The sequence below is a fragment of the Marinobacterium mangrovicola genome (assembly GCF_004339595.1).
Classification (GTDB): Bacteria; Pseudomonadota; Gammaproteobacteria; order Pseudomonadales; family Balneatricaceae; genus Marinobacterium_D; species Marinobacterium_D mangrovicola.
Genome location: NZ_SMFU01000013.1, coordinates 19,405 through 35,212, shown reverse-complemented (window position 1 = coordinate 35,212; position 15,808 = coordinate 19,405). Strand labels below are relative to the sequence as shown.

General features: G+C 51.3%; 12 protein-coding genes. 9 read left to right on the top strand and 3 right to left on the bottom strand.

Translation table 11 applies throughout. The features are described from left to right. The first annotated feature begins 73 nt into the window (after positions 1 to 73). The 4 genes from CLV83_RS19815 (at position 74) to CLV83_RS19800 (ending at position 5,697) form a co-directional block, all read left to right on the top strand. Complete coding sequence (locus CLV83_RS19815) at positions 74 to 1,051, top strand: TAXI family TRAP transporter solute-binding subunit (protein WP_132296821.1); 978 nt, start codon at positions 74 to 76, stop codon at positions 1,049 to 1,051. Between the two features lie 84 nt (positions 1,052 to 1,135). Then, positions 1,136 to 3,367, top strand: coding sequence for a TRAP transporter permease (locus CLV83_RS19810; RefSeq protein WP_132296818.1), 2,232 nt, complete (start codon positions 1,136 to 1,138; stop codon positions 3,365 to 3,367). 225 nt (positions 3,368 to 3,592) lie between these two features. Then, positions 3,593 to 4,441 (top strand): isocitrate lyase/PEP mutase family protein, encoded by an 849-nt coding sequence (locus CLV83_RS19805; RefSeq protein WP_132296815.1) that lies wholly within the window; start codon positions 3,593 to 3,595, stop codon positions 4,439 to 4,441. Between the two features lie 95 nt (positions 4,442 to 4,536). Further along, positions 4,537 to 5,697 carry an IS30 family transposase gene (locus tag CLV83_RS19800; protein WP_132296812.1) on the top strand — a complete coding sequence of 387 codons (1,161 nt, stop codon included), beginning with the start codon at positions 4,537 to 4,539 and terminating at the stop codon, positions 5,695 to 5,697. 137 nt (positions 5,698 to 5,834) lie between these two features. On the opposite strand, the gene CLV83_RS19795 is transcribed toward CLV83_RS19800, so the two are convergent. Both CLV83_RS19795 and CLV83_RS19790 read right to left on the bottom strand, forming a co-directional pair. Then, on the bottom strand, positions 5,835 to 6,506 hold the full coding sequence (locus CLV83_RS19795; protein WP_132296809.1) for an SOS response-associated peptidase: 672 nt from the start codon (positions 6,504 to 6,506) through the stop codon (positions 5,835 to 5,837). 182 nt (positions 6,507 to 6,688) lie between these two features. Then, positions 6,689 to 6,997 (bottom strand): NINE protein, encoded by a 309-nt coding sequence (locus tag CLV83_RS19790; RefSeq protein ID WP_132296806.1) that lies wholly within the window; start codon positions 6,995 to 6,997, stop codon positions 6,689 to 6,691. Between the two features lie 233 nt (positions 6,998 to 7,230). On the opposite strand from CLV83_RS19790, the gene CLV83_RS19785 reads away from it, so the two are divergent. Next, positions 7,231 to 10,011, top strand: coding sequence for a UvrD-helicase domain-containing protein (locus CLV83_RS19785; protein WP_207894974.1), 2,781 nt, complete (start codon positions 7,231 to 7,233; stop codon positions 10,009 to 10,011). A gap of 174 nt (positions 10,012 to 10,185) precedes the next feature. On the opposite strand, the gene CLV83_RS19780 is transcribed toward CLV83_RS19785, so the two are convergent. Then, entirely contained in the window at positions 10,186 to 11,160 is a 975-nt protein-coding gene (locus tag CLV83_RS19780) for a nuclease-related domain-containing protein (protein WP_132296803.1), read from the bottom strand. Positions 11,161 to 11,733: 573 nt separating this feature from the next. On the opposite strand from CLV83_RS19780, the gene CLV83_RS19775 reads away from it, so the two are divergent. The 4 genes from CLV83_RS19775 to CLV83_RS19760 all read left to right on the top strand — a co-directional run bounded on the left by CLV83_RS19775 (position 11,734) and on the right by CLV83_RS19760 (position 15,805). Then, complete coding sequence (locus CLV83_RS19775) at positions 11,734 to 12,777, top strand: CobW family GTP-binding protein (RefSeq protein WP_132296800.1); 1,044 nt, start codon at positions 11,734 to 11,736, stop codon at positions 12,775 to 12,777. A 58-nt stretch (positions 12,778 to 12,835) separates the two neighbouring features. Then, positions 12,836 to 13,576, top strand: coding sequence for a GntR family transcriptional regulator (locus tag CLV83_RS19770; protein ID WP_165900364.1), 741 nt, complete (start codon positions 12,836 to 12,838; stop codon positions 13,574 to 13,576). Between the two features lie 196 nt (positions 13,577 to 13,772). Further along, positions 13,773 to 14,834, top strand: a complete 1,062-nt coding sequence (locus CLV83_RS19765) for a phosphotriesterase family protein (protein WP_207894973.1) — start codon at positions 13,773 to 13,775, stop codon at positions 14,832 to 14,834. Then, positions 14,831 to 15,805, top strand: coding sequence for a phosphotriesterase family protein (locus CLV83_RS19760; RefSeq protein ID WP_132296791.1), 975 nt, complete (start codon positions 14,831 to 14,833; stop codon positions 15,803 to 15,805). The genes CLV83_RS19765 and CLV83_RS19760 overlap by 4 nt, the downstream gene beginning before the upstream one ends. The last annotated feature ends 3 nt before the right edge of the window (positions 15,806 to 15,808 follow it).

Below are 15,808 nucleotides of genomic sequence, written 5' to 3'. Positions count from 1 at the left end.
CGTGATTATTTAATATCGATTCTCATGACCCACAGTATTTCATTCTAAAAATAAAGTGAACCTGGAGATACCTATGAAAATAATTAAAACCCTTGGTCTTTCTGTAGCGGTAGCGGCTGCATCGACATCTCTGATGGCGGCTGACAAAACCGGCTGGCCGGAAAGCTTTACCGTTGGAACCGGCTCCCAGGGTGGTGCCTATTTTGGTTACGGTACCGCCTGGGCCAATATAGTGTCGGAAGAAACCGGTGTGCCAGGCGGCGCCGAGGTTACCGGCGGGCCGATGCAGAATATGGCACTGGTACATACCGGTGATAACCATTTCGGTATGACAACCCTGGGCCCGGCTCGTGAGTCGATGGAGGGTAATAACGCCATCGCCCCGGGTCTGCCGATGGATAACGCCTGCGCCATGTTCCCGATGTACCAGACGCCGTTTTCAATCACCGCACTGACCTCATCCGGTATCACCTCTGTGGCCGACATCCCGGCGGGGGCGAAGATCGGCTTTGGCCCGGCAGGTTCCACCTCCGATACCTACTTCCCGCGTATGCTGGAAGAGCTGGGTCTGACGTTTGAACGGCGTAACGGAGGCTGGTCGGATCTCGGTGGTCAGTTGCAGGATGGCCTACTTGATGTGGTTGCCTTTGCGGCCGGTGTGCCGGTACCGGCGGTGAGCCAGCTCGAAGTCCAAACCGATATCAACATTATTGAGTTCACCGAGGATGAGCAGAAGAAAATCACTGCGGCCTTCCCTGTGACCAACTATGAGATCGCACCCGGAGCCTATAAGAGCATCGATGCGCCGGTACGTTCTGTATCCATGTGGAACTTTGCCATCGCCAACTGCGACCTGCCCGAGCCCTTCGTGTACGAAGCGGTAAAAGCGGTGATGGGAGACAACGCGCGGATGGTTCAGGCGCATAAAGGTGCGCGCACTACGCTGCCTGAACATTGGGATAAAAACACCTTTCTGCCCTGGCACCCGGGCGCTGCACGTTGGTTCAATGAAAATGGCGGCAATATCCAAGCGGAATTGATTCATCAGTAATCAGCTTTTAGCGTGGCATCGTTAACGCGATGTCACGCCTTTTTAAACATGCAATCTCGCGCTACAGAAAGCGAAGGTCTAGCCATGAATAACGATAATAATCTGGCTAAAGAGCCAGACCACCTCATCGCCCACGGGGTTGATGATGAGCCTGTTGAGTCCAATCTCAGAACCTATAAAGGGCGCTCATACCAGGTTATAACGCTTATCGCAGCCGTCTATGCTGCGTTTCATATGCTTGCCCTCAATGGACTGGGTTTAAAGGCATTAACCGGTGGCCTGGTTGATATCACGTTTCTGCCGGACTTTCCCATCGAAACCTGGAACTTCCGTATTGCTCATGTGGCGGGTGCGTTGGTACTGGGTTTTCTGATGTTCTCGGCAACCAAATTCCCTGAAGAGGAACAGAGTCGCCCGAAAGCAGTACGCTTTCTCGCCTATCCTCTGCTGCTCAGTGCGCTGTTCTCACTGGGCATGGCGTTCTATTTTGCCTGGGAAATTGCATCCGGGACCATGTGGAACGGTATCGATAAGGGGATCCGTTTCAATGAAATCTGGCTGTACGGGGCGCCTTTGTGGGTGGCAACGGCCGGTTCGATCATGCTTTCCTGGTTCGATAAGCAGAGCCGTGGCAGGTTTGCGCCCCACGACTTTGTGCTGGCTGCCTGCGCGCTGTCGGTGGCTGTCTATCTGATCACCATCTATGGCACGCTGATGCGCAACTCGACCGGTACTCCCTTTGCACCGGTGGGGATTTCCATGGCGGCGGTGGCCGGTACGGCCCTGATTATGGAGCTGACCCGTCGAGTGGCCGGCATGGCGCTCGTCGTGATCGCCACGGTGTTTCTGGTTTACGTGTTTGTCGGCGAATTTCTACCCGGCTTCCTGAGTTCACCGGCCATCACCTGGGAACGGTTCTTCAGCCAGGTTTACACCGATGCCGGCGTACTGGGGCCGACCACGGCGGTATCCTCAACCTATATCATCCTATTCATCATCTTTGCGGCCTTTCTACAGGCATCCAAAGTGGGTGATTACTTCGTCAACTTTGCCTTTGCTGTTGCCGGTAAGGCGCGAGGCGGCCCTGCGAAAGTTGCGATATTCGCATCCGGCCTGATGGGAATGATCAACGGTACGTCTGCCGGTAACGTTGTTGCTACAGGCTCGCTGACCATTCCGCTGATGAAGAAGGTCGGCTACGAGAAAAATACCGCCGGCGCCATCGAAGCAGCTGCCTCGACAGGTGGCCAGATTATGCCGCCGATCATGGGGGCCGGCGCCTTCATCATGGCGGAAGTTACCGGTATTCCCTACTCGGATATAGCGATCGCGGCGATTATTCCTGCCATCCTCTATTTCGTGTCGATTTTCTTTATGGTCGATTTCGAAGCGGCCAAGATGGGCATGAAAGGGATGCGCAAGGAGGAACTGCCGCGCGTTGCTACCATGGTGCGTCAGGTATACCTGTTTGTGCCGATACTGATCCTGATCGTCGCACTGTTCCTGGGCTACTCGGTTATTCGTGCAGGTACCCTGGCCACGATTGCGGCGGTTGTCGTAAGCTGGTTCACGCCCTATCGCATGAACCTTAAGCGAGTCTACAGCGCATTCGAGATCGCCGGTCACATGTCGATTCAGATCATCGCCGTCTGTGCCTGTGCCGGTATTATCGTCGGTGTTATCTCGCTTACCGGTGTCGGTGCGCGTTTCTCCAACCTGCTGCTGAGCCTGGCGGATACATCGCAATTACTCGCTATGTTCTTTGCCATGTGTATCGCGATTCTACTGGGTATGGGAATGCCCACTACAGCGGCCTATGCGGTTGCAGCCTCGGTGGTTGCGCCTGGTCTGGTGGATCTGGGGATTCCACTGCTGACTGCCCACTTCTTCGTGTTCTACTTCGCGGTGGTCTCTGCCATTACGCCCCCAGTGGCCCTGGCATCGTTCGCGGCGGCCGGTATTTCGGGCGCGAACCCGCTCAAGACCTCAATGGCATCGTTCAAGATCGGCATCGCGGCCTTTGTTGTACCGTTCATGTTTTTCTATAACTCCACTCTGCTTATGGAAGGTGAAATCATCGATGTGCTGCGAGCAGGAGTAACTGCTGCATTCGGTATCTTCTTGCTGGCATGCGCTGTTCAGGGCTGGTTTATAGGTAGCCGCGCAAATCTGGCGATTCGCCTTGTCTTGACGGCTGCGGCCTTCCTGATGATCTCTGGTGGGCTGATGACTGATCTGATTGGTCTGAGTCTTGCTGTTGCGGTGTTTCTGCTGCGCAAGATGGTGGGTGCCAAGTCTGCCGTGGCAGGCGCCTGAGCAGCGATGAGCTGACGCATTAAACTGAAGGCGATTCTGTGCCTGGGGCGGGATGCCCGGGCACAGAATGACCGCTTATCCAGTGTTTTCTAGACGTGTCGCGACCTATCGATGACATTGTCCCGCTTTCCTTTATCACCGCTATTTCAGAAGTTGCCCTAAGCATCTGGCTTCAACAATCCACGCTTGCACCTGCAACGAGCAGATTTCTCAAGAGGTTTTCCGATGACTGCGTTTTATAACTCCATTGCAGAGACAGATGGCTACGAAGTCCTGGCCTCGGTGCATTGTCCTATCGCTGCCAGGATGGCGGTGGATCTGGGATTCAACTACGGCATGGTCGGGGGATCCGTGGCTTCCCTAAGTATGCTGGGAACGCCGGACCTGATGCTGCTTACCTCGACAGAGTTGTGCGACCTAGTCAAACGTACGAGTCAATCTTCGAGCCTGAAGATCATCGTTGATGGCGATGCCGGCTATGGCAATGCGCTTAACACCATGAGAACTGTCGTCGAGCTGGAGATGGCCGGTGCCAGTGCCGTTACACTTGAAGATACCAAGCTGCCAATCTCATACGGCCAAACCAAGACCAAGCTGATCTCTCCTCGGGAGCAGCTCGATAAACTAGCCGCGGCGCTGGATGCGAGAAGCTCGGACCGCTTTGGTATTATCGCCCGAACCCAGGTGGTCGCCGGAGAAGAACTTGAAGCCGTTGCGGAGCGGGTGTTCCAGTACTCCGATGCTGGCGTTGACGGCATCTGCCTGGCAGGTGTGACCGATCCCGAGCAGCTGGAATTTATCTCCCGGGGCAGCGACAAACCGAAGATGCTCATCACCTATGGCAAGAAAAATACGCTGACCAATGAGCACTACAAGAACTGCAACGTAAAGCTGCTGTTGAGCGGGCATACGCCGTTCGAGGCGTCTATCGTCGCCGCGTACCACGCACTGTCGAGCCTGGCAGGTAAGCCGGTATCGGCGGATGACCTTCATTATAGGTCGCTGATTGGCAAATACACTGAACAGGAGCGTTTCGATAGTTCAGTAAGACGTTATTTGGATATATCTGAATAATAAGGGCCGAACAAACTACTAATGTCCGCTTAGTGCTGTGGATTCAATTGGTGATCGCAACACTCTATCGTAGGCTCTAAACGATGGAGGCATCCATGCAGCGGCGCAAAAGGATTTTCTACAGCGAAGATCAACGGAAAGTCATCTGGGATCGCTGGAATGAAGGCGTTTCTCTTAAGGACATTGGTAGGCTTTTTCACCGACCCTCTTCATCCATTCATCAGCTCTTGGCTCGTACCGGAGGGATTCGTCCTTCTGAACGGAAGCGATCTGCTCGAGCCCTAACCCTGGTCGAGCGCGAGGAAATATCTCGAGGTTTGGTTGCAGGCTGTTCGCTTCGACAAATCGCAGCTAAATTGGGGCGAGCCCCATCTACTATCAGCCGTGAAGTAACGCGTAACGGTGGTGCACATCTATACAGAGCCGTAAGTGCAGATCAGGAGGCGCTGCGCAAAGCGCTTAGGCCTAAGACATGTAAACTGGCTTCTAACGTAGGGCTTTGTGCTGTCGTTGAAATAAAACTCAGGGAACGCTGGTCACCTCAGCAAATTGCCGGCTGGCTCAAACGGAAACTGCCCCAACACGAGCATCTTCATGTGTCACACGAAAACATCTACAAGACCTTGTTTATACAAAGTCGGGGAGCACTAAAAAAGGAGCTTCAGGCTTATCTACGCTCCAAAAGATCAATCCGACGGGCCAAGACAGCTTCACTGAAGCAAAAGGGACTCGGGAAGATAGTAGATGCCGTATCTATCCACGAAAGACCACCGGAAGTTGAGGACCGGGCAGTCCCTGGCCATTGGGAGGGTGACCTGATAGCTGGTTCGAAGAACAGCTATGTGGCCACACTGGTAGAGAGGCATTCTAGGTATGTGTTATTGGTAAAAGTGAACGGTCGCAAAACCGACGAAGTGGTCCCAGAGCTTGTAAGACAGTCACAAAGCCTCCCCAAAGAGCTTTATAAGTCACTAACCTGGGACAGAGGTTCAGAATTAGCGTCGCACCAAAAGTTCACTGTGGCCACGGATATACAGGTGTACTTCTGTGACCCACAAAGCCCTTGGCAAAGAGGATCCAACGAAAATACAAACAGGTTGCTCAGACAATACTTACCGAAAGGAACCGATCTATCTGTTCACTCACAAGGTGAGTTAGATGAAGTAGCCAGACAACTGAATACTCGGCCAAGAAAAACACTCGACTACGATACCCCGGCAGAACGGTTTAGTCAGTGTGTTGCGTCGATCAGTTGAATCCACAGCCGGTAGCGGCGGTTAAACCAGATTTTACCGAATGTCGGCTTTCTGGATGAGACAATACATTCGTAAGGTCGGGAAGGTGCTCCAAGCAGCTCTCTTAGACTCTTGGGCTCGCTAGTAACTGCCCTCTCTTAAACCCATATCTGAAAGGGCTCTCCCGTCGGCTTAATTTGTTTTTTGTGCCGGCTGTTGTTGATTGCGGGGTCGATTTCGAGCACTTCAAGCGCGCAGGGCAAAGTGGGCCGTAGTAGGTGTATCAGTTCGTCGCCCTCTATATCTGGATTCAACCATTGATCGAAGGCGTCGCGAGGCAACATCACCGGCTGACGATTATGGATAGTTTGAAAGGCCTGTACGGCATCGGTCGTTATCATTGAGCAACTGTAGATCCTTTCTGCTCCATGCCCCCAATGGTCCCACAGGCCTGCGAACGCAAACGCTTGATCGGATGGCCTGATTGAGTAAGGATGCTTATGCCCGTTTTCACTCTTCCATTCTATGAACGAGCTTGCCGGGATAATGCAGCGCTGGTGCTTGAAAGGCCCCCGAAATGCAGGGCTCTGTTCCAGCGTTTCAGCCCTGGCATTGAACATCGAATATTTTGTGCCTGGTTCTTTAACCCAGGACGGAATCAGCCACCAACGCATATGGCGTAAACGGTTGGCGCCGTCTTCCTGCATGACTACTTGTATATCTTCGGTGGGGGCAATGTTGTACTGGGTATCTAGACGAGCCTTAACTTCTAGCTGCTCTAGCAAATCCTGAGTGAAGGGGTCATCAATTACGTTGAAGCGGCCACACATATAGCCTCCCAAAATTTTGGCAGCATCCTAAGTACCTTAGCAAATGTAACCATGGGTCCAGGCATTTTGAATGTTCCAGCCTAGGATTCCACTAAGGGCATAGTTCTTTTGACGATCCTGAGAGTCACGGATCTCGAAAGGGGAAGCGGTTACCGTGCATCCACTCTTTACTTCTGAGCCGCTTAATAGATGGTGATGCGAGGCTTCAGATCGTAGACCTCTCTGCGCCGTTGGCGGATGACATGATAGATGTAAGGCACGTCTAGCAAGCACCACAGAAATATTGCCGCCAATAAGATTTGCCAGCCAAGTAGCTCGTTCAAGACTGCATACACGGCTGCAATTCCCAAAAGAGTCATAATGACAGCAGAGACCCGGCGGCCTAAGTAATATCGATGAGCACCGACAACACCTGCAAACAGGAGCAGCATGTAAGCAGTGCTCTTGTTGCGCAGAGAGTTCTCTTTCTGGAATGTGACTTTATCAACCATCGTCTGTGTTCCCCCCAAAGCTCAACTTTTTTTAATAATAATCTATCCATGGATCTGTATAAACATACAGTAAAAATTGAAGCCTCTCCAAATGTTGTCTCTTGCGTTTGTTCTTTTGCTGGCAATCATTCTTAATGAGACTAGCGGGCTTTCTTGCGGCTAGCATAGGTATGTGTGGATGGAGGTCGGTTCGCACATCCTGATGAAGGGGGACTTGGTAAACACCCGAAGCGTTGAATGATACTATCGGCGCCGTTCAGCATGGAGATAGGGCATCCCCTTTGGTATCAAAACAGCTCACGGTCAAACCGGGGTTTTGGGCGCGATTATTTTTACCCCAAAAATGGAAGTTGACCTTCGACCCTCGGACGCCAGGCCGGCTGTTCTTGTCTCTTCAGCAAAGCGTTGAATTGCCGTTCGATACCATCGCAGCGATCGACATCACTAAAGGGCTGCTTTGGTCAGCTGTAGAAATACGCTCGCAGAACCGAACCGACGTGTTGGGTGGTCTCAGTCGTGAAGCTGCCGAAAAGCTATCTACGATGCTTCTTGGGGCTATTAATGAGCATCTGATCACTGCGATTGAAGCCGACAAGGCTCAGCTGATTGAAATCGATGAGGCGATTCAAACGCTGACCCGGAACGGTCATCAGTACCTCGCTCTCGCTGATATTAACCAGACGATTTCCACCGTACCGGGTGAAGCTGCCAGAGCGATCTCGCATCCATTATTCAAGGTCGAGCAGTTGCCGACGTCCCTTGTAGAGCAATTCCCAGCTTCATTATCCATGCTGGTCGATCCAGGTGAGCGTCAGCGTTACAACGAGCATTTCGTTAGTTCAGAGCTGCTACGGTTCGACAGCTTCTTCAGTGACCTGGATGGCCGCTCACTCTCTAACGAACAGCGTGAAGCCTGTATTCGTCTTGAGGACAACAACCTGCTGGTAGCGTCCGCTGGCTCAGGAAAGACCGCCACCATGGTCGGCAAGGTAGCCTACGTCTTGGATAAAGGGCTTTATCGGCCTGAAGAGATTCTTTTGCTCGCCTTTAACAACGATGCTGCAAAAGAGCTCCGTGAGCGTTTGGCGAAGCAGCTCAAGGTCAGCACTTCAGATCTGCGCTGTCAGGTATCCACCTTTCATGCTCTCGGGCGCCGTATCATTGAACAGGTTGAGGGTAAGCCTCCCCAGCTGGCAAATTGGGCGGAGCACCCTGCCGGGGAGTCACAAATAATAGAACAACTCATCGATGACTTGCGGCTGAGTAACCCGGCATTTCAGCGATTATGGACCGAGTTGTTGGCGCTTTATCCCAAGGCGGATATTCCGGTCGAGGTGTTCGACTCCGAGGAAGATTACCGGCAGTACGTAAGCGACCGTGCCCAACATGATGGTGGCACTATTTCAACGCTCTCTGGTATCTACGTGAGATCGCTTCAGGAGCAACGTATTGCGAACTGGCTGTGGTTGAACTCAATTCCGTTCGAGTACGAACGCCAAGTGGAAATCGAAGGGAAAGGAAGCGATGCACTCTATGTACAGCCTGATTTCTACTATCCCCAAATCGATACCTATCATGAGCACTTTGCTATCAACCAGGATGGTACTTCTCCATTTGAGAACTACGTCGAACAAGCCCAAGAGAAGCGTGAAGGGTATCGCCACGCTAAGATCGACTTCTTTGAAACGATCAGCGCGCAAGCAACTGATGATACGCTGCTGGAAGTCCTAGAGGCGCAGCTCCGTAAGCGCGCCATCAAACCGGTTCCTCGTCACCCTGATGAGATTCTGAAAGCTCTGGAGCCCGATGTTATTAGGCGATACCACAATCTGGTCTCCGTCTGTATCAAGCATATCCGTTCAGCCCAGCTGACTCAGGAGATGTTGGTCGAGCGCTCTAAGGCGCTGAAGCACAGGGCACGTGCCGATAGATTTGCCCGCGCCGTCTGGCAATTGGCCCAGGCCTATTCACAGAAGCTGGATGAGGCTCAGCGCATCGACTTTGAGGGCATGATTGGCGATGCCGTCAAACTGATTGAAAACGGGCGTTACACCAGCCCATTCAAGCTCATCTTGGTCGACGAGTTCCAGGATATCTCCGCACCGCGCGCGAAGCTCATCAAGGCCCTGCGTGCACAACGGCTTTTTACAAAGGTATTTGCAGTTGGTGACGACTGGCAGTCCATTTATCGGTTTGCAGGATCGGACATAACGCTGTTCACCGAGTTTGAGGAGCAGTTCGGTGCCAGCTGGATAGGGCGGTTGCAACAGACCTACCGCTGCAATCAGCTTATCGCAGGCGTCGCAGCAGATTTTGTGCAGAGAAACCCTGAACAGATGGCGAAAGAGGTTCAGTCGGTTCGCCCAGCAATACCGCGTTCCATCAGGGTCATTCCGGTAAAGGTCGTGTGGGATAAGCCCAGCATGGACAAGGCCTGTCACCAGATGCTCAACAGGCTTAACAGCTTTGCGGCCAAGATCGCTCCTAAGTGGCAGACCAAGGCAAAACCTAAGCTCAGTGTGCTCGTGCTATCACGATACAACATGCAAAACCCGTTTCAGGGGAAGGTGCCTGTCTTCTCATACATTGAAGTGCGTTGCATGACATTTCACCGAGCGAAGGGGCTAGAAGCTGATTACTCCGTATTGTTGGATGTGAGTGAAGGCAACTTTGGTGTGCCCAGTCGCATTGAAGATGATGAACTGCTGCAACTAGTGATTCCGTTTCCAGAGACCTATCCATATGCGGAGGAACGCCGCTTATTTTATGTAGCATTGACCCGGGCAAGCAGAGGGGTATTCATGCTTACTAATCAAGCGCGAAGGTCCCGATATATTGATGAGCTAATACAGATAGGGGGAGAGAATATCTGCCTTGAGAACCTCGACGGCAGTCCGCTAGAACTGTGCCCCGATTGTGGCAAAGGTCACATGGTTCAACGCTCGGCCAAGGACGGCAGTAAATTTATGGGGTGTAGCGAATTTCCGGTTTGTCGTTATACCGTCAGTGTATAAAAGCATCGTCTGAGTCATGCGCAGAAGCCAGGTTAAGACAAATGATATCTAATCAGGTTAGGAGTATTGTCCCGCTGTGCTACTCCCATCGAGTGTTTAAGGTGACGGCACAAGTGCCGAGCCTCCTTGGTTGAGATAACCGCTTGCGGATTGGTTTGCCAAGGAGGCTCCTAACTATTCACCAAGATTCGATTGCTTGAAAAGCAGTACGGGCTCAGAACATGCACAGTTCGCCCAATACTGATTCTTATTCTTGGTTATTTTGACATCTGTACCGCCGCATTGTGTGCAAGCTATCCGCATTGACGTGTTCGTACCGCAGAGATCACACTTTACGTAATAGCCATATTTTCCGTAGCAGCCTGTCAAACGGTTGGCTTCACCGCACTTTTTGCATTTGAGGTGTCGGGAAGCGTTGGAATCGACAACTGGAGCCGGTTGGACAGGTTCTGCTGGCTCAGGTGCATTGGGCTCTTCGGGGGCCGAAGGGGTTTTACGTAGCTCTGGTGCTGAAGCGGTTTGCTTCAACAGATGCTCTACGATTTGCTCTAGTTCTTCTTTTGAAAATGCTGGTGAGGTATCTATAAACGCCTTGAGAAACCCCTTACCACCGACTTTTTCAACCGCTTCGGCGACGGCTTCACTTTTAATGATCTGAGCGTTGATATTGGATGGAATGTTGTCGCGATGAAGAATACAAGAATTGGAGACAACACAAAGAGTATCCCATTTTCGTCCCCCTACACCCTGTTGAATACCCAATAGCATTTTGCCTAGAAACTGCTCAACATTGTCACTCAACATCTGCTTGAGCAGCTTCTGCTGCAACTCAGCCTGCTTGATTGGAGAGGCGATGCCCGACCAAAGGCCTTTGTAGCTACGAGACCACTCGCCGGTCGAGTTGACCTTGACCTCACCGTAGATACTTTTGGACTCTAGGAGCATGAACCCGTACTTGTGCACGATAAGGTGATCTATCTGTGCATTTTCACCCTTGTAGCGAAAGGCGTAATCGTTAAACACATAGATATCTTCACGGTCCTTAAACGCTCGTCGTAAGTAGAAGGCGACATCGCGCTCTTGTTTGTCGCCTGCAACTTGTCGGACATCGGCGAAGGCTTTGTCCTGTTTCGATGTAACAATTGGCATGACGTCTCCGTGTCATGAATGAGACAGATGGTTATTTTATAGGTATTCAGCTAGTTGAGAAGCCTATGGTCAATGCTCTTATTTGGGTTTGATGGCCGGCCAGCAGACGATGCTCCGGTGCCCAAGAGTTTGAAAGTGGACCAAAGTGGTCAAAACCGCCTTTGGTACAACTGCCCATATTAGATATATCGGCATAGTCAGTAGCTCGGCCCCGGTTAATTGCAGATAAGATCGGACTCTTTGATTAGTATACGGACCAGATAGCGGCCGCCGCCCCCCCCTCTGAAATCAGAAACTCGCTGATACCTCGACTCCGCCTACGACTTAGCTTGTAAACATGTTTGAGCTTAAGGTGTCGAGAGTAGATATGTCATCTCCTCGCCATGGGCGCGGTAGCTGGAACGTTTGTGATCGAATCTAGGTTGAAATTTTGCTACGCAGCATTGAGCGGATCCGGGGGGCGTTACAAAGCTTGATTCTGTTGACCTGCGATTATGCATCGCATTACGCTTGGAAGTCGCATACGGTGCGATTGGTAATGTTATAATAATATGATGATTGGTAGGGGTGAATATGAAGATTATTTCGGCCACGATACTTACAGGCTTTCTTGGGTCGGGTAAAACCACTCTGCTCAAGCGAGTCCTCAGCGAGGCTCATGGGCAGAAAATCGCTGTCATCGAAAACGAATTCGGCGAGGAGAATATAGACAATGATATCCTCATAGCTGACAGCGAAGAGCAGATAATTCAGATGAGTAATGGCTGCATCTGTTGCACCATTCGAGAAGATCTGCGCGAGACGCTGACGATGCTCGCGGCGAAAAGGCATGATGGCTTGCTGGATTTTGATCGGGTCATCATTGAAACGACGGGAGTTGCCGATCCTGGCCCAGTAGCTCAGACTTTTTTCATGGATGAGGATGTAGCCGAGAGCTATATGCTGGATTCCATAATCACGCTCGTAGATGCTAAACATGCAGCTCAACAGCTCAACGATCGTCAAGAGGCGCGTAGACAGGTTGGTTTTGCAGACCAGATTTTTGTCAGTAAATCAGATCTTGTGGATGAGGAAGTGTTGGATGCTCTAATTCCCAGACTCAAAAAAATGAATCCAAGGGCGCCTGTCGAGGCTGTGCACTTTGGTGAAACACAATTAACAAAGGTTCTAGACCTGCAAGGCTTTAACCTTAACGCCAAACTTGATATCGACCCGAACTTTCTCAGCGAGGAAGGCGGGGCGGACAGTCATCATGATCACGATGAGCAGTGTGGTCATTCCTCGCATAAGCATGAGCATGGTAGTCACCACCATCACGATGATGATGTCAAAAGCTTCGTCTACAGGGCGAATCGACCCTTCGACCCTACTCGTCTTGAAGATTTTTTCGGTGCCGTTGTTGAAGTGCATGGGCCAAAAATGCTGCGCTATAAGGGGGTATTGGACATGAAGGGAACAGACCGGAAAGTCATTTTCCAAGGTGTACATCAAGTTATGGGGAGCGATCTCGGTCCAGAGTGGAAGCCAGACGAAGTACGGCAAAGTAAAATGGTGTTTATTGGGGTGGATCTACCTAACAAAATACTGCAAGAAGGATTAGATGCATCTCTCGCTTGAAAGAGGCGCGTCTAAAAGGCTAAATGCATAATCTAATAACCGCTACAGAATGTACGTAATGAATCGTCTACTCGACCGCAGCTCTTCGGTACCACTGTACAGTCAGATCAAGGAAATCCTTATTCACGAGATGAGGGATATCGATAAGGTATCCGAGCTTGTTCTCACCGAGAATACGCTGATGAAGCGTTTTCAGGTTAGTCGAGCACCGATTCGGCAAGCTTTGAAGGAGATGGAGGATGAGGGATATGTAGTGCGGCACAGGGCTAAAGGTACTTTTCCAGTTCGTCGTCTCAATGTCAGCCTACCTCCTGCTATGGAGCTTGGTGGAATTAGTAAATACTTGGCAGAGCAGGGGTTAAAGTCGAACTCTCGGATTGTTGGGCTTGAACGGGTCGAGGCACCTGAGGAGGTTACGGAAGCTCTTGGTCTTGGGAAGTCGGCGAAAATGCTGCACCTCAAACGGGTAATTTTCGTTAAAGGTACGCCTCTTGCCTGGGTTTCGAGCTACCTCTATACGCCGCCAGATTTTTTTCCAGAGATAGAAGAACTTGAGCGTCTAGGTTCTGTATTTGGTTTGATCGAGCGAAAGCTTGGATTGAAATTCACAAAGGGAACGCAGAACATCTGGGCTTCCGGTGCGAACGAGGAAGAAGCTGAAGCTTTGGAATTGAGTGTAGGGACACCGGTTCTTGTCGCCGAGACAACGATGTACACCGATGATGGGCAACCAGGAGGATGGAGGCGTGCGGTGCATCGCGCAGAAGACTTTAAGTATTCGTTTGGCCTTGGCGGTTGACAGGCCGTTTTTCTGTGGAATATATTGTCATAACAATATGACAAATGAGACGAGTTTTTGGTCTATTGTTATAACAATATAATGATAGGCTGATTCGACTCGGTCCGGATAATAAGAAGGAGTCTCCGCTTGAATGACATGACTTTACTCTTTGCTTGGGGGATGCATGGTTCTTCCATGCTTCAAGGAGGTCGATATGTGCCTTAAACACAGCAAGGGGGCATCTGAGTCGGTCCCGCCGTTTACATCTCTCTTTCTCGATCGCCCTTCCAACAACCCCACCGTGGCGTCAGTCAATACCGTGCTTGGTTCCGTCCGCTCCAATGAGTTGGGCGTGACGCTTCTCAGTGAATCGTTGATGAATGTCTTGCCGGGAGCGGAATACGCTTACGACATCAGGATTGATCGTGCTGATGTCTTTGATGCACTGGAAGCTAAGCTTCTGGAGTTCAAGGCGGCAGGTGGTGGAACAATCGTTGATGCTACCGGTATGTTTCACGGTCGCGACCTACGTTTGTATGAAGCTTTATCGCGTGCCACTGGTGTTCATATCGTCGCCACCACGGGCCAGGGGCCGGAGGCTATGCTTGGCGGATACTTCCTAACACCGCAGACCAATCCACCTACTCCGTGGCCAGCGCAAAAGTTCGCCGAACTCTTTGGCCGTGAGGTGAACGACGGCATGGTCGTTCCCCGTCTGGAGCGCCGAGCTCCAGCTGGAATGATTTGTACCGCTGTTACAGAGGAAGGGATGACACCCACTGATGCCAGCTTAGTTCGCGGCGCTGCTCGTGCAGGGGCTGCATATGGGGTGCCAGTTTTTATCCGGTGTGGGTCTGATGCTATCGCTGAGATGCAGCTAGCCCGTGATGAATCTCTCGACTTGCAGCGAATTGTTATGGCAGGAATGGATCGTCGTGACGCCGTGGAAAATGGCTGGCCTATGCAGGTCGTTAATGCCGGTGCTCATGTTTGTATCGATCACATAGGGTCCACCTCTTCAAATTACCTTGATGATTCAGAGCGTGTTGCTTTGGTTAAGGAGCTGATCGATGCGGGCTATGTAGATCGCATTACTCTGTCTTCAAGTGCCACAGGCGTGTCGTTTGGCGAGCCTGGCAATGACCTTCCATACAGTAATGTCCTTACTCACTTTGTCCCCATGCTGCTGGATGCAGGGGTATCCGAAGAAAACGTCGCAATGATGCTGACCACCAACGCAGCGCACCTGCTGAGTGTAAGTGGAGAAGTTAAATGACTCGCGTTAACACAGTGCTTGGCACTATTTCGGCTGCGGAACTCGGCTTCGTTGCCATTCATGAGCATATAGGTTACGGAATGCCGGGTTGTGAACTCGACAGTCGCTGGTGGAAAACACCCGAAGAGCGTTATGAAGAGACAGTACCTAAGCTGCGGAAATTCCACGAAAACACGCAGAAGTGGGGCGCAGCAACTTTTGTAGAAGCTACTGGTATCTGCAATGGCCGGGATATCGATTACTACAAATCTCTATCGGCAAAGACCGGTGTGCACATTGTGGCCAGTACTGGCTTTGTCGGTGGCGATACCGCTCTACCTTTCTTTGAGAGAGCAAGTGTCGAGTATTTGACTGATCAGTTTGTTCACGAGATCACCGTGGGTATCGGTGACTCCGGGGCAAAAGCCGGGATCATCAAAGTCGGCGTGAGCCGTGGTTTTAAAATGAAGGAGCTGGATCTACGTATTTATCGTGCCGCTGCCAGGGCATCAAAGATTACAGGGGCGCCGATTTTTACTCATCTAGCGGTCGACTGTGAACCTGCTTTGAACATTTTTGCTGAAGAGGGCCTTCCTTGCCATCGGGTGTTGTTTGGGCATGCAGATGATGGCGTAAGCCAAGGCAAGATCAACGAAAAAGCCCTCCTCGATGCAGGCGGTCGAATTGGTTTTGATACTTTTGGCTACGACCTGGAATTGCCTGATCCGCCATTTTGGGGGAGGGCTCGTGCGGAACGCCTCAAGCATTTCCTTCGTTTCATCAACAGTGGTTTGGTCGATCAAGTTCTTGCGTCGGCAGATGCGAACTGCTCTCCGCTCGGCTGGCCGGGTGTGAAGGGACACACTGTTAACTACCTATTTGAACAACTGATTCCAGACCTCCGCGAGGAAGGTATCGATGATTCTTTAATCGATCAGCTATTTGTGCACAACACAGCAGACTTCCTGACGTTGCAGCCGATCTCCGATTAACAG